The organism is Pseudomonas nunensis (assembly GCF_024296925.1).
Classification (GTDB): Bacteria; Pseudomonadota; Gammaproteobacteria; order Pseudomonadales; family Pseudomonadaceae; genus Aquipseudomonas; species Aquipseudomonas nunensis.
In genome coordinates this window covers 1,854,294-1,871,677 of sequence record NZ_CP101125.1, presented here as the reverse complement: position 1 = coordinate 1,871,677, position 17,384 = coordinate 1,854,294, and the positions used below count along the sequence as shown (strand labels likewise).

The window sequence follows — 17,384 nt, the reverse complement described above, 5'->3', positions numbered from 1 at the left end:
GGCCTCTTCGCGAGCAAGCCCGCTCCCACAGTTCGGTCCCGTCGAATACAAGACATATGCTCGACACATCTCCCCTGTGGGAGCGAGCTTGCTCGCGATAGCGTCAGGTCAGACACCCTCTACAGCGACTGACACACCACCCCTCAGCGATTCATGAACCCCACGCATAACTCTATACCCAAATAACGCAAAAACGTTTCGCCCCCGCGCAGGTCACTCTTTGATGAGTATCGCCAGGGCGCAGGGCTTCTGCTGCGCGAAAGAAAACACCGCACAGGAATCGAACCAATGGATGACCTTCACCGGAAGAAGATTTCCCGACGCACCTTTCTGATTGTCGGCGCCGTGACCGCGACCGCCATCGCGCTGCCGCCCTTCATCTGCGCCCAGGCATCCGCCGCCAACCTCGCCCGACCGGTGCAAGCCAAGGTGTCCATCCAGGTCAACGGCGAAGTGCACGCCATGGACCTCGACACCCTCACCACCCTGCTCGATGCCTTGCGTGAACACTTGCACCTGAGCGGCACCAAGAAAGGCTGCGACCATGGCCAGTGCGGTGCGTGCACGGTGATTGCCGATGGCCGACGGATCAACTCCTGCCTGACGTTGGCGGTGATGCACGAAGGCTCCTCGATCACCACCATCGAGGGCCTCGGCAACCCGGAAAAACTCCACCCCATGCAAGCCGCGTTCATCAAGCACGACGGTTATCAATGCGGGTATTGCACACCAGGGCAGATCTGCTCCGCCGTGGCCATGCTCGAGGAAATCCGCCAAGGCATTCCCAGTCACGTCAGCGCCAGCCTGACTGAACCACCCCAGTTGATCGCCCGTGAATTGCAAGAGCGCATGAGCGGCAATATCTGCCGCTGCGGTGCGTACTCCAACATCATCGAGGCGATCACCGATGTCGCGGAGGCCAGCGCATGAGACCTTTTACCTATTCGCGCGCCAAATCCCCGGCAGAGGCCGCTGCGTTGGCGGTGCAAATCGAAGGTTCGCGGTTTATCGCCGGCGGCACCAACCTGCTGGATCTGATGAAGCTGGACATCGAGACGCCGGCCCACTTGATCGACGTCAACGGTCTGGCCCTGGACCAGATCCAGGCCACGGATCAGGGCGGCCTGAGAATCGGCGCGCTGGTACGCAATACCGACCTCGCCGCCGACCCACGGATCAGAAAGGATTACGCCGTGCTGTCCCGCGCCCTCCTCGCCGGCGCATCCGGCCAGTTGCGCAATGTCGCGACCACCGCCGGCAACCTGCTGCAACGCACCCGTTGTCCTTATTTCTACGACACCAATCAGGCCTGCAACAAGCGCCAGCCGGGCAGTGGCTGCGCGGCCATTGGCGGGATCAATCGCTCGCTTGGGATCATTGGCGTAAGCGATGCCTGCATCGCCACGCATCCCAGCGACATGGCGGTGGCCATGCGCATCCTCGATGCGCAGGTCGAGACGGTGCGCCCCGACGGCACCACCCACCTGATTCCAATCGCCGATTTGCATCGACTGCCGGGTAACACGCCCAACATCGAAACCACCCTGGGCGCGCACGAGTTGATCACCGCCGTCACGCTGCCGGCGCCCCTCGGCGGCACGCACATTTACCAGAAGGTCCGCGACCGCGCGTCCTATGCCTTCGCCCTGATCTCGGTGGCGGCGGTGATCCAGAACGACGGCTCCGGCCGCGTTGCCCTGGGCGGCGTGGCGCACAAGCCGTGGCGCGTCGAGGCCGCCGAATCGGCGATGTCCCAAGGCGCGAAAGCCGTCACCGCACAGTTGCTCGCCGACGCGACGCCCACCGATCAAAACGCATTCAAGCTGACGCTGGCCGAGCGCACGCTCGCCTCGGTACTGACGCAAGCGAGGGACCACGCATGAAATTCGAGACCCCGGCCGGCACCAACCCGATCGATCAGATGAAAGTGGTCGGCAAGCCCACGAGTCGTATCGAGGGCCATCTGAAAACCACCGGGCGCGCCCCATACGCCTACGAACACCACGACGCCGTGACAAACCCGGCCTATGGATTTGTGGTCGGCGCGGCCATCGCCAAGGGCCGCATCACCTCGATGAACCTGGAAGCGGCAAAGTCAGCGCCGGGGGTGATCGCGATTGTCACCGCCGCCAACGCGGGCAAGCTCGGCAAAGGCAAATACAACACCGCAAAGCTGCTCGCCGGCCCCGACATCGAGCACTACCACCAGGCCGTCGCACTGGTGGTGGCGGAAACCTTCGAACAGGCGCGGTCTGCTGGTCAGTTGCTCGACATCACCTATGCTCGCGCCGACGGAGCGTTTGATCTCGCCAGTCTTCGGGATTCAGGCGTCGAGCCCAAGGAGATGCCGGACGTCAGCCACGGTGATTTCGCCAGTGCATTCGCCGCCGCGCCGGTGCAATTGGACGCGACCTACACCACCCCCGACCAGGCTCACGCGATGATGGAGCCCTTCGCCTCGATGGCCACCTGGAGCGGCGATCAACTGACGGTGTGGACCTCCAATCAAATGATCGACTGGGCCGCCAGCGACGTGGCCACGACCCTGGGCATCCCGAGGAAAAACCTGCGGCTGATCTCGCCTTACATTGGCGGCGGCTTCGGCGGCAAACTGTTTGTCAGGGCCGATGCGGTACTCGCGGCCCTCGGCTCGCGCATGGCCGGCAGACCGGTGAAAGTCGCGTTGACCCGGCCGATGATGTTCAACAACTCCACGCATCGTCCGGCGACCATTCAACGAATTCGCATCGGCACCACCAGCGACGGCAAGATCAGCGCCATCGCTCATGAAGGCTGCTCTGGCGACTTGCCCGGCGGCAAAGTCGAACGAGCCGCACAACCGAGCAAACTGTTGTATGCCGGGGCCAACCGCTTGATCTCGATGCGCCTCGCCACCCTTGATCTGCCGGAGGGCAATGCGATGCGCGCGCCGGGTGAAACCCCGGGGTTGATGGCGCTGGAAATCGCCATGGACGAGATGGCGGAGAAACTCAACCTCGACCCCATTGAGTTCCGCATCCTCAACGACACCCAAGTCGACCCGACCAATCCCGAACGCCGTTACTCGCAACGCCAGCTGTCCGAATGCCTGCGCACCGGGGCCGAACGGTTTGGCTGGAACCAGCGTCACCCGCAGCCCGGCACGCAACGGGACGGTCGCTGGCTGATCGGCATCGGCGTCGGCGTGGCCTTCCGCAATAACAACCTGGTGAAGTCCGGGGCGCGGGTCCGGCTCGATGACAAAGGCATCGTGACGGTGGAAACCGACATGACCGATATCGGCACCGGCAGCTACACGATCATCGCCCAGACCGCAGCGGAAATGATGGGCGTGACGCTGGACAACGTGGTGGTGCGCTTGGGGGATTCTAGCTTTCCAGTGTCGTCCGGTTCTGGCGGCCAATTCGGTGCCAACTGCTCGACGGCGGGCGTGTACGCGGCCTGCGTCAAACTGCGGGAAGCGGTCGCGCAAAAGTTGGGCGTGAGTGCCGAACAAGCTGTGTTCACCGACGGCCAGGTACGCTCCGGCGATAAAAGCCTGCCGCTACGTGATGCGGCCAAGGCTGGAGAACTGGTCGCCGAGGACTCGATCGAGTTTGGTGACCTGGCCAAGCAGTTCCAGCAATCGACTTTCGGCGCGCACTTTGTCGAAGTCGCGGTGGACAGCGCCACCGGGGAAATCCGCGTGCGCCGCATGTTGGCCGTGTGCGCCGCCGGACGCATCCTCAACCCGACCTCGGCGCGCAGCCAGGTGATCGGCGCGATGACCATGGGCGTGGGCGCGGCATTGATGGAAGAACTGGCGGTGGACAAGCGCCAGGGCTATTTCGTCAATCATGACCTCGCCGGATACGAGGTGCCGGTGCATGCCGACATCCCGCATCAAGAGGTGATTTTCCTCGAGGAAACCGACCCCTATTCATCGCCGATGAAGGCCAAAGGGGTCGGGGAATTGGGCTTGTGTGGCGTCAGCGCGGCGATTGCCAACGCGGTTTACAACGCGACCGGCGCACGGGTTCGGGAGTACCCGATCACGCTGGACAAGATTCTGGATAAATTGCCAGCGATGATCTGACAGGGTTACTGAGCGGCGGGATATTGCCCGTCGCTGACTTGCTCCATCCACTCCACCACGTTGCCGTCCTGTACTTCTGCAATTGCGATATGGGTCATGGCGGTGGTCGCCGTGGCGCCATGCCAATGTTTGACATGCGCTGGAATCCACACGGTGTCGCCGGGTTTGATCTGTTGCACGGGTTTGTCCTGCTCCTGCACCCAGCCCATGCCGGCGGTGACGATCAACGTCTGACCCAGTGGATGCGTGTGCCAGGCGGTGCGCGCGCCCGGTTCGAACGTGACCGTGGCGCCACTGACCCGCGCCGCCTCGGTGCCTTTGAACGGTGCATCAACCCGCACGGTGCCCGTGAAATAATCAGCCGGGCCTTTGACGGAGGGCTGGGAGCCGTTCGGGGTTACAGTCAGCATCGGATTCTCCTGAGCCTTGAAAAGTGCGCCCAATTTATCAGCTGCTTATTCCCCGGATTAGCCGCTAAAATTCGAAAAGACTTATGAGGGGGACTCATGGATGCTGCGCGAAAACGCCAATGATCTGCTCGCCTTTCTGGCAGTTGCCAGAGAGCGCAGTTTCACCAAGGCTGCGGCCAAACTGGGGGTTTCCCAATCCGCGCTGAGCCATACGATTCGTGGCCTGGAAGCGCGATTGGGTTTGCGTCTGCTGACCCGCACCACCCGCAGCGTTTCGCCGACCGAAGCTGGTCAGCGCCTGATGGACACCATCGGCCCGCATTTCGAAGAAATCGAGATCGAGTTGGCGGCGTTGAGCGACCTGCGCGACACACCGGCCGGCAATATCCGCATCAACGCGATGGACCACGCACTGGAGCACATCCTGTGGCCGGTGTTGAAACCATTCCTGGCGAAGTACCCGGACATCTCGGTCGAGGTGTGCTGCGATTACAGTTTTGTCGACATCGCCGCCCAGGGTTTTGATGCTGGCGTGCGCCTGGGCGAGGACGTGGCCCAAGGCATGATCGCCACCCGCATCGGCCCCGATATGCGCCTGTTGGTGGTGGGTTCACCGACCTACTTTGCCGAGCGCTCGATTCCCAAGACACCGCGCGACCTGACCGAGCATCAATGCAATAACCTGCGCCTGCCCACCAATGGCGGCCTGTACGTCTGGGAGTTTAAAAAAGCCGAGGAACGCCTGAATGTGCGGGTGTCCGGGCAGGTGACGTTCAATGGTGTTTATCAACTGCTGAACGCGGCACTGGATGGATTCGGCTTGAGCTACATCCCCGAAGACCTGGTCGCACCGCACCTCGCGGCCGGGCGGTTGGTGCAAGTGCTTGAGGATTGGTGCGCGCCGTTTGCCGGTTTTCACCTCTATTACCCGAGCCGTCGCCAGGCTTCGCCGGCGTTTGCGCTGCTACTGGATGCGTTGCGCTACAAGGGCTGAATCCCACGAACTATGCCCGCAACACATCCCCTGTGGCGAGGGAGCTTGCTCCCGCTCGGCTGCGAAGCAGTCGCAAAACCTACTTGCACGATATGACTGAAGTAAGCCGGGGGCCGCTTCGCGCCACAGCGGGAGCAAGCTCCCTCGCCACAGGGTTTGCCCCTTTGCCGACTATCCGAACCCCGCCCTTCCCCGCTACTGTAAGCAACCCGCCGGTCTCTGAAAAAGGCTCAACTCTTGAGTGACCCTCTCGCCAAACCCCAAGCCATTTCCCTGCGCGAAGCTTTCCTGTTCTGGCTCAAGCTCGGCTTCATCAGTTTCGGTGGCCCGGCCGGGCAGATTTCGATCATGCACCAGGAATTGGTCGAGCGTCGGCGCTGGATTTCGGAGCGGCGTTTTCTGCACGCGCTCAACTATTGCATGTTGCTGCCCGGCCCCGAGGCGCAGCAACTGGCGACGTACATTGGCTGGCTGATGCACCGGACCTGGGGCGGTGTGATTGCCGGCGGGCTGTTTGTGTTGCCGTCGCTGTTCATCCTGATCGGGTTGTCGTGGATGTACATCGCGTTTGGCGACGTGCCGGTGGTGGCCGGGTTGTTTTATGGGATCAAGCCTGCGGTCACCGCGATTGTGCTGCAGGCTGCCCATCGCATCGGCTCACGGGCGCTGAAGAACAACTGGCTGTGGGGGATCGCGGCGGCATCGTTCACGGCCATTTTCGCGTTCAATGTGCCGTTTCCGCTGATTGTGCTGGGCGCGGCGGTTATCGGATATGTCGTCGGAAGCTGGGCGCCGGAGAAATTCAGCAACGGCGGCCACAGCGGAACGAATAAATCCTACGGCCCGGCGCTGATCGATGACGACACCCCGACGCCTGAGCATGCGCGTTTCAGTGCGGTGAAGCTGCTGCGTCTGGCGTTGATCGGTGCCGTGTTGTGGGCGTTGCCGATGGGACTGCTCACGCTGCTGTTCGGCTGGAACGGCACGCTGACGCAGATGAGTTGGTTCTTCACCAAAGCCGCATTGCTGACCTTCGGTGGCGCCTACGCCGTGCTGCCCTATGTGTATCAGGGCGCGGTCGGCCACTATGGCTGGCTGACGCCGACGCAGATGATCGATGGCCTGGCGCTCGGTGAAACCACGCCCGGACCGCTGATCATGGTGGTGGCCTTCGTCGCATTTGTCGGCGGTTATGCGCAGCAAGTGTTCGGCGCCGATCATGTCTTTCTCGCCGGAGCCGTCGCCGCCATGCTGGTGACCTGGTTCACCTTCCTGCCCTCGTTCCTGTTCATCCTCGCCGGCGGGCCGCTGGTGGAATCGACGCACAACGAACTGAAATTCACCGCGCCGCTGACCGCGATTACCGCTGCGGTGGTCGGAGTGATCCTCAACCTCGCGTGTTTCTTCGGCTACCACGTGCTCTGGCCCAACGGCTTCAGCGCTCACCTCGACTGGCCTTCAGCGCTGATTGCCATCGCAGCGGCGATAGCCTTGTTTCGCTTCAAGCGCGGGGTGATCCAGGTGTTGATCGGCTGTGCGTTGGTTGGGCTGGCGGTGCATCTGTTGCGCTGACAAACGGCCGAAAGCGCCCACACCTCAAGGATGTGGACGCCGGTGGGGCACGGTCATTTGGCCGCGTGTTGCACCTGCGCTTCAGGCATCGCCGAAGAGTGATGGTTGAGGATCTTCCACTGGCCGCCGACCTGTTCGTAGACGAAGGTGTAGCGCGCCTGCACCTGACGGGTCTTGCCGGTCGCCTCGGTCAGGGTGAAGGTGTAGACGCCGCTGTCCATGGCCACGTTGCTGCCCAGTTGGCGGATTTCGCGGTAGTTGATCTGACCTACCGGCTTGAGCGCCAGGAAGTGATCAAAGTAGTCCTTGATCTGATCCGGCGTGGTCCGCACCTGGTTGGACACCGTCGGCTGCAACACCGCGCCCGGTGCATAAAGGTCAACTACCGTTTGCGCGTTGCCGGTCTGCAAGGCGCTGTTCCAGCGGTCAAACAAGCCGGCAATTTCCCGATCCTTCACGTTGGTTGGCGCCTTGGCCACGGTGCGATAAACGTACGGGGCGGTCTCAGCGGCTTGGGCAAACGGGGCGCTCAGGGCAAAAAACAGGGCGATGGCCGGGATCTTCATTTTCATTGCGATACTCCTGGGGTGGTCGTTGAGCCCACTTTGCCGATTCGCCAGCCGCCCGACATCGGCCACTCGGAGTCATTTGCCTATGCCATTTGGCAGATAGCGCCCGGCCCTGTTAACAAGGTTTAATGACCTCCCCCTGCGCCCGCGGGTCCGTCTCAACGCCGGAGCAAACCATGCAAAACCCGCCTCACGATCCCGGTAGTGCCTTGGCCATCCGCACTCACTATCGACAATCCGAAAGTCGCGCAGCGCGCCTGCGGTTGTTGGTGGATACCGGACAAGAGTTGACCCGACTGGCCCCTCACGCCATGCGCGAACGTGTGTTGGCGCGGGCGTGCGCCTTTCTCGCAATGGACCATGGCTTGCTGCTGGAGTGGGACGCCGACGGGCGCGTCAAAGCTAGCGCCCGACATGGCAACCGTGATCGGCTGGACAGCCTCGACGCCGTCGTCGACCGCAGCATGTGCACGCCATCCTGGCAAGACCGTCCAGGGGAAGCCCTGCCGAGTGTGTTGCGAGTGCCACTGCGCGGCGGCGACGGCGATGCCTTTGGCGCCTTGGTGCTGGCCAACAGCGTCAGCCTGCGGGCGCCGGACAATGAAGACACGGAATCCCTGCAACTGCTCGCCACCCTGCTGGCCGCGCACCTTGAAAATAATCGCCTGCTGACAACGCTCAAGTCCCGGGATCGCACCTTGTCCGACCTGGTCAATCGGCTGTTCCGCGCGCAAGAAGACGAACGCAAACGTGTGGCCTACGACCTGCACGATGGCCTGGCCCAGACCCTCGCCGGTTTGCATCAGCGCCTGCAAGGTTTTGCCGGCCGCTGCCCGACTCTGCCGGACCCACTCGACGCCGATTTGCAGGCAATCCTGGCGCTGGCCCAACACTGCGTAGGTGAAGGCCGGCAATTGATCGGTGGCTTGCGTCCGACGGTGCTCGACGATTTCGGTCTGCTTAAAGCAGTCGATAAAGAAGCCGATCGCCTGCGCGAGGCCGGGATCGGCGTGCACTGGACCGCACGCTGCGAAGCGCGGTTTCCCAGTCAGGTGGAGATCGGCTTGTTCAGGATCGCCCAGGAAGCAATCAACAACATCCTCAAACACGCGCAGGCCAGCCAGGTACAACTGGCGCTGGAACTGCGCGAAGGACGCGCCGTGCTGCGGGTGGACGATAACGGCAAAGGCTTTGCCACCGGACAACGGCTCGACAGCGACGACGCCCGGCATCTGGGCCTCGCCACCATGCAGGAACGTGCGAGCCTGCTGAGTGGCAGCTTCTCCTGCACCAGTGCAATCGACCACGGCACCCAACTGCTCGCCAACGTGCCAGCAAACCTGGATGGAATACCTCAATGAGCCACGTTCTGCGTCTCGTACTGGCGGACGATCATGAAGTCACGCGCACCGGTTTCGTTGCGCTGCTGGCCGGTCATCCGCAATTCGAAGTGGTCGGCCAGGCCCGCGATGGCCAGGAGGCGGTCGAGCTGTGCGAACGGCTGCTGCCGGACATTGTTATCCTCGACATTCGCATGCCGGTGCTCAACGGTCTGGGCGCGGCACGCCTGCTTCAACAAAGTCTGCCGGCCTTGAAAGTGGTGATTTTCACCATGGACGACAGCCCCGATCACCTGGAAGCGGCGATGAATGCCGGTGCCGTCGGTTACCTGCTCAAAGATGCCAGCCGTTATGAAGTGATCGACGCGCTGCAAAGGGTCGCCGCTGGCGAGGAAGTCCTCAATGGTGCGGTTAGCGCCCGCCTGCTTAGGCGCATGACCACGCGCAGTGCCAGCGGTGCCGCGACGACTGAAAACCTGACGCCACGTGAACGCCAGGTACTCAGCCTGGTAGCCAACGGTTGCAGCAACCGTGCAATCGGTGAGCAACTGGGCATCACCACCGGTACGGCCAAGGCCCACGTTGAACGGGTCATCGGCAAACTCGGCGCGGCGGATCGAACCCAGGCTGCGGTCCGTGGCATTGCACTCGGCCTGGTCACTCAACCATGAAGGTGTTTTACGCCAGACGCTGGGCCGACCTGCCGCTACGGGGCAAGGCCCTGGTGGTGATTTCCCTGCCGTTGGTGGTGCTGTTGCTGTCGCTGGTGCTGATTTACATCACCGAACGCCAGACCGCGCGCGCCGAAGAAGACGTGCGCCGGGTATTGCTGGTGCAAGGCGACATCCAGACCGTGCACACCCTGCTTGCCGAGGCGGCCGCCAGCGTACGCGGTTACTTGCTGACACGCCGTGAGGACTTCCTGCCGGGCTACCTGAACGCCAAGCCGTTGATTGAATCGGCGCTGCGCCGGCTCGACCGAAACGTGCGCGATGAGCGGGTGCGCGCACAACTCATCGCCATCACGCCGCTGATCAACAGCAAGGTCGACGGTCTGGAGGACATGCTCAGCGAACGCCATGAAACCCCCGAAGCAATCACCACGATCCTGATTAACAACAAGTACATTCTCGACCAGTTGCGCGAGCACATCCGCACCATGCTCACCCTGGAGGACTCTTTGCTGGCCGAGCGCACGGCGGCTGCGGCCGAGACTCGCCAACGTTTATTGCTGTCCACCTGGCTGGCCGCCATCTGCGGGCTGTTTGGTGCAATTGTCGCCGTGTTGTTTTTGTCCAAAGGCATCGTCGCCAGGGTGCAGAAAGTCCAGGGCAATGCGCAACGCCTGGCCATCGGCCAACCCTTGCTGCCGCAGCCGCCAGAAAACGATGAGATTGGTCAGCTGGGCACCCGCTTGGTAGAAGCCGGAATGCTGTTGGCTGAACGCGAGCGGGCACTGCGCGAAAATGAAGAGCGTTTGCGACTGATCATCGATGGCGTGAAGGACTACGGGATTTTCGCCCTCGATAAGGCGGGCTATGTCACCAGTTGGAATGCCGGCGCCGAGCGGATCAAGGGTTACACCGAGCAGGAAATCCTCGGTCAGCATTTCTCGGTGTTCTACCTGCCGGAAGAATGCCCGCAACACCCCGACATGGCGCTGCGTGAGGCCACCCGCGACGGGCATTACATGGAAGAGGCCTGGCGCTGTCGCCAGGATGGCAGTCGCTTCTGGGCCAGCGTGGTGATCACCGCGCAGTACGACAGCACGGGCGCCCTGCGCGGGTTCTCCAAGATCACTCGCGACATCACTGACCGCCGCGCCGCCGAGATTGCCTTGCGCACGGCTCGCGAAGAAGCCGAACGCGCCAGCCGGGCCAAAAGCGAATTCCTGTCACGCATGAGCCACGAACTGCGCACGCCGCTGAACTCGATCCTGGGCTTTGCGCAACTCTTGGACATGGATTCCCCCGCCGGGCAAAAGGCGCAGATCGGGCACATCCTGCGCGCGGGCCAGCACCTGCTGACCCTGATCAACGAAGTGCTGGACATCGCCAAGATCGAAGCCGGACGCCTGCCGCTGAACATCGAATCGGTGCCCTTGGCGATCGCCCTGCAAGAAGCCCTGACGCTGGTCTCGCCGATGGCCACCGATGCCGGCATCCTCCTGGCGCCTTTGCCGACGCTGGCCGCCGACAGCGGGATCGTCGCTGATCGACAGCGCCTGACCCAAGTGTTGTTGAACTTGTTGTCTAACGCGATCAAGTACAACCGGCCCGAGGGTCAGGTGAGCATTGAGATCGAGGTTGATCAACAGCGCATCGCCGTGACGGTTTGCGACACCGGCAAGGGCATTGCGGCTGATCGCCTGGGTCAATTGTTCAAGCCGTTCGAGCGCCTGGAAGCCGACCCGAACGTGGAAGGCAGTGGCCTTGGCCTGGCGCTGAGCAAGAGCCTGCTGGAAATGATGAGCGGCAGCCTGACCGTGCAAAGCCAACCCGGCGCCGGCTCGCGATTTACCCTGGAGCTGCCATTTGTGCAGTTGCAGGAAACCGTCGGGGCCGTGGTTGCGCCCATCGATAACCGGCCGCTGCTCCCCGGCCCTCAGGTCCAGGGCAAGGTGCTGTGCATCGAAGACAACCTCTCCAGCCTGGCGCTGATCGAAACCTTGCTGCAACGCCGACCCGGGATAAAACTGCTGTCGAGCATGCAAGGACAACTGGGGCTGGACCTGGCCGCGCAACATGCTCCGCAACTGATTCTGCTGGACGTTTCGCTGCCGGACATCGACGGGCTGAACGTGTTGCAGCGCCTGCGCCAGTCCGCGATCACCCGGACCACCCCGGTGCTGATGATCACTGCCGACGCCAGCGACCTCACCCGTCTGGCCTTGTGCGACGCGGGTGCGACAGCGGTGCTGACCAAACCGATTCACATCCCTTCGTTCCTCGCCCACCTCGACCAGTACTTCCCGGAGCCCGCGTGAACACCGACCTGCGTATTCTGATCATCGACGACCAACGTCCCAATCTCGACTTGGTAGAGCAATTGCTGGTGCGCGAAGGGCTGACCAATGTCCTGAGCAGCACCCAGCCGCTGCGCACCCTGGACCTGTTCAACAGCTTCGAGCCGGACCTGGTGATTCTCGACCTGCACATGCCGGAGTTCGACGGCTTTGCCGTGCTGGAACAACTCAACCGGCGTATCCCGAGCGGCGAATACCTGCCGATCCTCGTGCTCACCGCCGACGCCACTCGCGATACGCGCCTGCGCGCCTTGGCACTAGGAGCCAAGGACTTCATCAGCAAACCGCTGGATGCGCTGGAAACCATGCTGCGGGTGTGGAACCTGCTGGAAACCCGCGCCTTGTACAAAACCTTGAGGACGCTGATACCGGCCGAGCAAATCGACCTGCTGCGTCAGCGCTAAACCGCCGCGTCGACCTGCACCACTTCGATGCCCAATCGCTGGTAATCCTCGACATTGCCCGAGGCCAGATGCCGTTCGGTGATCAGCGTCTGGATGCGTCGGCAAGGCGCCACGACAAACGGCTCCACCGCGCCCAGCTTGTCCGCCATGCTCACGGCCACCACATGCGCGGCGCTGTCGAGCATCGCCTGTTTCACCGGCACCTCGTCGAAATGCAGAGAGCTGATGCCAACCTCAGGGTGAATCGCGCAAACCCCGGTGAACAGCAGATCCGCCTTGATTCCCTGAAGCAGGCGCAACGTTTCTTGCCCGCTGGCGCACATCGTCGCCGGATTAAGCTGACCACCGGCCAAAATCACCTTGATGCCTTTGAACTCGGCCAACGCAATCGCGATGATCGGCGAGGCGGTGACAGCGGTAATGCTGATGTCGGAGGGCAGCGAACGGGCGACCTGCAACGTCGTCGAGCCTGAGTCGAAAATCACGATCTGGCCATCCTTCACGTACCCTGCCGCGAGTTGTGCCAAGTGGGTTTTCACCTCATCGGTTTCGCTGACCCGGGTGAAGAAATCCTTGCCGGTGTCCTTGGGACGCGGCAACGCACCGCCGTGCACACGTTGCACCAGGCCGGCGCCGTCCAGCTCGGCCAGATCGCGGCGGATGGTGTCTTCGGACACGGCAAAATGCTGGCTCAACTCAGACGCCATGACCTTGCCGTCACGTTCGAGGATCAACAGGATTTTTTGTCGGCGCAGGGAAGGCAGTTCGGCAATGGAATGGTCTTGCATGGTAATGCCTGTTTTTGCGGGTTTGTGCGAGATTAGCCAAAGCACCACGCAAACACAATCGAGGGTTTCATCAATTCATTTTCCGCGCCTCAGTCCCAGCTAAGTTTCGGCCCGTAGCCTCTCCCTTACGCACTTAAAGCACTTGCTCAGGAGAGACAATCCACATGAATCCGACACTGGCCGGCTGGCTCAACAAGGTCCCCGAGGTGACGCTGTCATTCTGGGTGATCAAGATCATGTCCACGACCGTGGGTGAAACCGGCGCGGATTTTTTGGCCGTTGATGCCGGCCTCGGCGCAGGCTGGACCAGCCTCGGCATGGCCATGCTGCTGGCGATCGCCTTGTTCTGCCAACTGCGCACCAAGGCCTACACCCCTTGGATCTATTGGCTGACCGTAGTGCTGGTGAGCATCGTCGGCACGCAAATCACCGACATCCTGACCGACATGCTCGACGTCAGCCTTTACACCAGCACAGCGGTTTTTTCGGTGTTGCTGGCGGTCAACTTTTGGGTCTGGTACCGGGTGGAACACAACCTGTCGATTCGCGAAATCGTCACGCCACGACGGGAGTTGTTCTATTGGGCGACCGTGCTCTGCACCTTCGCCCTCGGCACGGCGGCGGGCGATCTGGCCACCGAAGCACTGGGCCTGGGCTTCACCGTGGGCGCCATGATTTTCGGCGCGTTGATTGCCGCTACCCTTTTGGCCTGGCGCCTGGGCGGCAATGTGGTGCTGACCTTCTGGATCGCCTACATCCTGACCCGACCGTTCGGCGCCTCCCTCGGCGACTTGCTGACCCAGGCCAAAACCTATGGTGGCCTCGGCATGGGCGCCACCTGGACCAGCGCACTGTTCCTATGCGTCATCGTCATCCTGGTCGCCGTGGCGCAAATCAGCGTCGGCAATCGTAAAACCATCACTCAATAACTTCATCAAGGAATCACCATGCGCCACGTTCAAAACCTTATTCGTCACGTTTGCATCGTCTCGGCCATTTTCTTGCTGAGCATCGCCACCGGCTGCTCGAAACCGGCCGACAAGCCCAAGGCCGGTACGACCTCGGCGGTCGAAATGACTCAAAGCTCAGGGTCTGAATTGGGCGACTTGTCCGAGTTCCGCAGCATCGCCGCCGACGTTGCCGGCCTCGTCGACAAAAACGATCTGCCGGCCGCAAAAGCGCGGATCAAGGACCTGGAAACGAGCTGGGATTCGGCGGAAGCAGGCCTCAAGCCGCGCGCCGCGAGCGACTGGCATGTGGTGGACAAAGCCATCGACCGCGCCCTCGACGCCTTGCGCGCCAACACGCCACAGCAGAGCGACTGCAAAGCCATGATGGATGAACTGTTGAAGGCGTTCGATTCGCTGAAAGCAAAGCAGTAACCAAGCACAGGTGCTTCAATACAGGCGCGAGGGTCATGCCCTCGCGCCTTTCTTTTGTCGGAGCGGGACATGCGGATATTGCTAATCGAAGACGACCCGATGATTGGCGATGCGATCCACGGCGCACTGAACGATGCGAGCTACGCCGCCGACTGGGTGAAAAACGGCCTTATCGCACTCGCGGCGTTGGAAACGCAACACTACGATCTGGTGCTGCTGGACCTGGGCCTGCCCGGCAAGGACGGCCAGGAGGTCCTGACCCACATCCGCGCCAACAACAATCCCGTGCCACTGCTGATCATCACCGCCCGGGACAGCCTCGACGACCGATTGCGCGGCCTAGATGGCGGCGCGGACGATTACCTGCTCAAGCCCTTCGATATGGCCGAGTTACTCGCCCGCATGCGCGCCGTTCTGAGGCGCAAGGGTGGCAGCGCACTGTCGGTGCTCGACAACGGCGTGGTGTCCCTGGACCTTGTTTCCAAGGAAGCCTCGACGGCGGAGCATTCCGGGGTGCAACTCTCCAGCCGCGAATTCGCCTTGCTGCAGGCGTTGCTGATCCGGCCAGGGGCGATCCTTTCGCGCAGCGAGCTCGAAGACCGTCTCTATGGCTGGGGCAATGAAGTGGAAAGTAACGCGGTGGAGTTTCTGATCCATGCCCTGCGGCGCAAGTTGGGCAACCACGTCATCAAGAACGTCAGGGGAATGGGATGGATGGTTTCAAAAAACGCTTGAGTGAATCGGTGCAACTCAGGCTGTCCGTCACCCTGTCGCTGGCGATCCTGATTGTTGCGATTCTGGCCGGTATCTTCGCCTTCGTCTCCGCCTTCGACGAGGCCCACGAAATGCAGGACGACACCTTGCGCCAGGTGGCCTTGCTGTTTGACCGACAAAACATGACGCTGCAATACCCCGTGGGCAAGATCAGTGACGGTGACGACGAAGAATCGAGGGTGATCATTCAGTACCTCGCCGACGGCAGCAAAGCCTCCGGCAACGATGATGACGCGACTCCGCTGCCCTTCCCCACGACACTGGCCGATGGCTTGGTCACGGTAAATGTCGGCGGCGAGGCCTTTCGCGTACTGGTAAAAACCACCGCCCGTGGCGAGCGTATTGCGGTCGCCCAGGAAACCGGTGCCCGGGACAAGGACGCCCGCGAGAGTGCCTGGCGCAGCCTGCTGCCCTTCCTGATTCTGTTTCCGGTGCTGTTGCTGGTGGTCGGCGATCTGGTACGCAAGCTGTTTCGCCCCATCGCCGCGCTGTCTTCGGAAATCGATCAGCGCTCCGAGCAGGAGCTGCATCCTGTCGATGAGAGCCATCTGCCGACCGAGATCCGCCCCTTTGTGGTGGCGATCAATCGCTTGCTGGCACGCGTGACGAACACTCTGGAAACCCAGCGCCGTTTTGTCGCCGACGCGGCCCACGAACTGCGCTCGCCGCTGACCGCCCTGTCCTTGCAAGCCGAACGCCTGGCTGCCGCCGACATGTCGCCTCTGGCCCATGAACGTCTGGTGCCGCTGCGCCGGGGCATTGAGCGCGGTAGAAACCTGATCGATCAATTGCTGAACCTGGCCAAGGCGCAATCCGTCTCAAACCTGCCGGCATCGCCGGTTTCGGCGCATGACGTTTACCGACAAGTACTGGAAGATCTGCTGCCGCTGGCCGAGATCAAACACCTCGACATTGGCGTCGAAGGCACGCAAGACGTGCAAGTGCTGATCAACGAAACGGACCTGCTGACCCTGGTCAAAAACCTGGTGGATAACGCGATTCGCTATACGCCTGAGGGTGGCCGGATCGACCTTTCGGTGGGCATGGATCAAGGCATGGCGCTGCTGCGAATCCAGGACACGGGGCCGGGGATTGCGCTGGAGGAGCGAGAGCGGGTGTTTGATCCGTTTTATCGCAGCCTGGGGACGGACGAGGCTGGCTCCGGATTGGGGCTGTCGATTGTTCAGGCGATTGCGCAGCGCACCGGGGCTCGGGTCGATTTAGGGTTCACCGATGAGGTGAAACACCGTGGATTGAGTGTGTCGGTCTGGTTAAGGGTGGCCAAATAATCGCCCCTTCAGTTAGTCGCCACTTGAGCCCCATTGCCCGATTTCACCAACGCTTTGAGCGACGCATCAAACTGCTTCAACGCATTCATTTGCAACTCGGTCTGCTGGTCGATTTGCGCCGCAATCTCCGGCGCTGCTTTGCCATGCACCCACACCGAAGGCATCTGCTGTGCGCGGGCACCTTCGGCCTGGCCGATGTATTGCAGGTTCGAGTCGTAGAACTTGGCGAGGAACCGCGCTTCAACCTGGTTGTTACGCTTGCTCACCAGCCTGTTGTAGGTGTCGAGCATTACCACCACGTCCGGCTTGGCTTGGACCAGGGCATCGAGGTTGTCGTAGACGGTCACCGAAGCGAATTGTTTCTGCAAAGAACCCATCAGCCAGTTGATCGCCAGTTTTGGATCGGAGCTTTTGATAAAGGCGTTGCTGATGCGCGAATCGAGCGCGGCGTTTTTGCCGCCGTTCACCGCGACGGTGTGATAGTTCTCAAGGTATTCGAGGGTGTTGACGGTGTTTTCGCTGTAGAGCACACCCACCGATTGGGAATGCTTCAGCTCGGCGCTGCTGTCCCCCATCGGCAGGAAATGGCAGGCCTGTGGATCGGCGGCGTAGGCCGGTGCGGTGGCAGCGAAACCGCCGGTGAGGACGGCGACAAGGGCTAAAACAGTTGAGATTCTCATCGCGCAGATTCCTTCAGATGCGAGATCGGTATGTCGCTATCCTCCTCCGATGAGGAAAAAACAGAACTCGCATTTTTTGATG

Annotated in this window: 17 protein-coding genes; 13 read left to right on the top strand and 4 right to left on the bottom strand. The window is 61.7% G+C overall.

Translation table 11 applies throughout. The annotated features are described in order from the left end of the window. Positions 1 to 288 precede the first annotated feature (288 nt). The 3 genes from paoA to paoC are packed head-to-tail and all read left to right on the top strand — an operon-like array spanning position 289 to position 4,075. Entirely contained in the window at positions 289 to 930 is a 642-nt protein-coding gene (gene paoA, locus NK667_RS08415) for an aldehyde dehydrogenase iron-sulfur subunit PaoA (protein WP_054614356.1), read from the top strand. Then, complete coding sequence (locus tag NK667_RS08410; protein WP_054614355.1) at positions 927 to 1,883, top strand: FAD binding domain-containing protein; 957 nt, start codon at positions 927 to 929, stop codon at positions 1,881 to 1,883. The genes paoA and NK667_RS08410 overlap by 4 nt, the downstream gene beginning before the upstream one ends. Then, the gene (paoC, locus tag NK667_RS08405; protein ID WP_054614354.1) at positions 1,880 to 4,075 is read left to right on the top strand and encodes an aldehyde oxidoreductase molybdenum-binding subunit PaoC; all 2,196 of its coding nucleotides are present in this window, start codon (positions 1,880 to 1,882) and stop codon (positions 4,073 to 4,075) included. The genes NK667_RS08410 and paoC overlap by 4 nt, the downstream gene beginning before the upstream one ends. 5 nt (positions 4,076 to 4,080) lie before the next feature. Here paoC and NK667_RS08400 read toward each other — a convergent pair whose 3' ends face one another. After that, positions 4,081 to 4,485, bottom strand: coding sequence for a (R)-mandelonitrile lyase (locus NK667_RS08400; RefSeq protein ID WP_054050408.1), 405 nt, complete (start codon positions 4,483 to 4,485; stop codon positions 4,081 to 4,083). A 100-nt stretch (positions 4,486 to 4,585) separates the two neighbouring features. Between NK667_RS08400 and NK667_RS08395 the strand changes: the two genes are divergently transcribed. After that, positions 4,586 to 5,479 (top strand): LysR family transcriptional regulator, encoded by an 894-nt coding sequence (locus NK667_RS08395; RefSeq protein ID WP_054050410.1) that lies wholly within the window; start codon positions 4,586 to 4,588, stop codon positions 5,477 to 5,479. Positions 5,480 to 5,716: 237 nt separating this feature from the next. Next, positions 5,717 to 7,051 (top strand): chromate efflux transporter, encoded by a 1,335-nt coding sequence (chrA, locus tag NK667_RS08390; RefSeq protein ID WP_236708568.1) that lies wholly within the window; start codon positions 5,717 to 5,719, stop codon positions 7,049 to 7,051. Between the two features lie 53 nt (positions 7,052 to 7,104). On the opposite strand, the gene NK667_RS08385 is transcribed toward chrA, so the two are convergent. Next, positions 7,105 to 7,623 (bottom strand): SgcJ/EcaC family oxidoreductase, encoded by a 519-nt coding sequence (locus NK667_RS08385; RefSeq protein ID WP_054050414.1) that lies wholly within the window; start codon positions 7,621 to 7,623, stop codon positions 7,105 to 7,107. A 173-nt stretch (positions 7,624 to 7,796) separates the two neighbouring features. Here NK667_RS08385 and NK667_RS08380 point away from each other — a divergent pair, with 173 nt between their 5' ends. The 4 genes from NK667_RS08380 to NK667_RS08365 are packed head-to-tail and all read left to right on the top strand — an operon-like array spanning position 7,797 to position 12,389. After that, positions 7,797 to 8,981, top strand: coding sequence for a sensor histidine kinase (locus tag NK667_RS08380; protein WP_054614352.1), 1,185 nt, complete (start codon positions 7,797 to 7,799; stop codon positions 8,979 to 8,981). Continuing rightward, positions 8,978 to 9,631: a response regulator gene (locus NK667_RS08375; protein ID WP_054050418.1), complete on the top strand. Its 654-nt coding sequence runs from the start codon at positions 8,978 to 8,980 to the stop codon at positions 9,629 to 9,631. Before NK667_RS08380 ends, NK667_RS08375 begins: the two co-directional genes overlap by 4 nt. Next, positions 9,628 to 11,946 (top strand): ATP-binding protein, encoded by a 2,319-nt coding sequence (locus NK667_RS08370; protein WP_054614351.1) that lies wholly within the window; start codon positions 9,628 to 9,630, stop codon positions 11,944 to 11,946. The genes NK667_RS08375 and NK667_RS08370 overlap by 4 nt, the downstream gene beginning before the upstream one ends. Continuing rightward, a complete protein-coding gene (locus NK667_RS08365; protein WP_054050423.1) occupies positions 11,943 to 12,389 on the top strand; it encodes a response regulator in 447 nt (148 codons plus the stop codon). The genes NK667_RS08370 and NK667_RS08365 overlap by 4 nt, the downstream gene beginning before the upstream one ends. Here the strand turns inward: NK667_RS08365 and NK667_RS08360 are convergent. Then, entirely contained in the window at positions 12,386 to 13,177 is a 792-nt protein-coding gene (locus NK667_RS08360; protein WP_054614350.1) for a DeoR/GlpR family DNA-binding transcription regulator, read from the bottom strand. The two genes, NK667_RS08365 and NK667_RS08360, sit on opposite strands and share 4 nt — an antisense overlap. 164 nt (positions 13,178 to 13,341) lie before the next feature. Here NK667_RS08360 and NK667_RS08355 point away from each other — a divergent pair, with 164 nt between their 5' ends. From NK667_RS08355 to NK667_RS08340, 4 genes are all read left to right on the top strand, one after another. Next, entirely contained in the window at positions 13,342 to 14,106 is a 765-nt protein-coding gene (locus tag NK667_RS08355) for a COG4705 family protein (protein WP_054050427.1), read from the top strand. An 18-nt stretch (positions 14,107 to 14,124) separates the two neighbouring features. Further along, positions 14,125 to 14,559, top strand: coding sequence for a hypothetical protein (locus NK667_RS08350; protein WP_054614349.1), 435 nt, complete (start codon positions 14,125 to 14,127; stop codon positions 14,557 to 14,559). A gap of 69 nt (positions 14,560 to 14,628) precedes the next feature. Beyond that, positions 14,629 to 15,294 carry a response regulator transcription factor gene (locus NK667_RS08345; protein WP_054614348.1) on the top strand — a complete coding sequence of 222 codons (666 nt, stop codon included), beginning with the start codon at positions 14,629 to 14,631 and terminating at the stop codon, positions 15,292 to 15,294. Next, positions 15,270 to 16,622 carry an ATP-binding protein gene (locus NK667_RS08340; protein WP_054614347.1) on the top strand — a complete coding sequence of 451 codons (1,353 nt, stop codon included), beginning with the start codon at positions 15,270 to 15,272 and terminating at the stop codon, positions 16,620 to 16,622. The genes NK667_RS08345 and NK667_RS08340 overlap by 25 nt, the downstream gene beginning before the upstream one ends. 8 nt (positions 16,623 to 16,630) lie before the next feature. Here NK667_RS08340 and NK667_RS08335 read toward each other — a convergent pair whose 3' ends face one another. Next, the gene (locus NK667_RS08335) at positions 16,631 to 17,302 is read right to left on the bottom strand and encodes a hypothetical protein (protein ID WP_054614346.1); all 672 of its coding nucleotides are present in this window, start codon (positions 17,300 to 17,302) and stop codon (positions 16,631 to 16,633) included. Positions 17,303 to 17,384: the final 82 nt, after the last annotated feature.

Coding starts and splice junctions, on each gene's coding strand:
- paoA (WP_054614356.1), top strand. CDS start 289: ATGGATGACCTTCACCGGAAGAAGATTTCCCGACGCACCTTTCTGATT.
- NK667_RS08410 (WP_054614355.1), top strand. CDS start 927: ATGAGACCTTTTACCTATTCGCGCGCCAAATCCCCGGCAGAGGCCGCT.
- paoC (WP_054614354.1), top strand. CDS start 1,880: ATGAAATTCGAGACCCCGGCCGGCACCAACCCGATCGATCAGATGAAA.
- NK667_RS08400 (WP_054050408.1), bottom strand. CDS start 4,485: ATGCTGACTGTAACCCCGAACGGCTCCCAGCCCTCCGTCAAAGGCCCG.
- NK667_RS08395 (WP_054050410.1), top strand. CDS start 4,586: ATGCTGCGCGAAAACGCCAATGATCTGCTCGCCTTTCTGGCAGTTGCC.
- NK667_RS08385 (WP_054050414.1), bottom strand. CDS start 7,623: ATGAAAATGAAGATCCCGGCCATCGCCCTGTTTTTTGCCCTGAGCGCC.
- NK667_RS08380 (WP_054614352.1), top strand. CDS start 7,797: ATGCAAAACCCGCCTCACGATCCCGGTAGTGCCTTGGCCATCCGCACT.
- NK667_RS08375 (WP_054050418.1), top strand. CDS start 8,978: ATGAGCCACGTTCTGCGTCTCGTACTGGCGGACGATCATGAAGTCACG.
- NK667_RS08370 (WP_054614351.1), top strand. CDS start 9,628: ATGAAGGTGTTTTACGCCAGACGCTGGGCCGACCTGCCGCTACGGGGC.
- NK667_RS08360 (WP_054614350.1), bottom strand. CDS start 13,177: ATGCAAGACCATTCCATTGCCGAACTGCCTTCCCTGCGCCGACAAAAA.
- NK667_RS08355 (WP_054050427.1), top strand. CDS start 13,342: ATGAATCCGACACTGGCCGGCTGGCTCAACAAGGTCCCCGAGGTGACG.
- NK667_RS08350 (WP_054614349.1), top strand. CDS start 14,125: ATGCGCCACGTTCAAAACCTTATTCGTCACGTTTGCATCGTCTCGGCC.
- NK667_RS08345 (WP_054614348.1), top strand. CDS start 14,629: ATGCGGATATTGCTAATCGAAGACGACCCGATGATTGGCGATGCGATC.
- NK667_RS08340 (WP_054614347.1), top strand. CDS start 15,270: ATGGATGGTTTCAAAAAACGCTTGAGTGAATCGGTGCAACTCAGGCTG.
- NK667_RS08335 (WP_054614346.1), bottom strand. CDS start 17,302: ATGAGAATCTCAACTGTTTTAGCCCTTGTCGCCGTCCTCACCGGCGGT.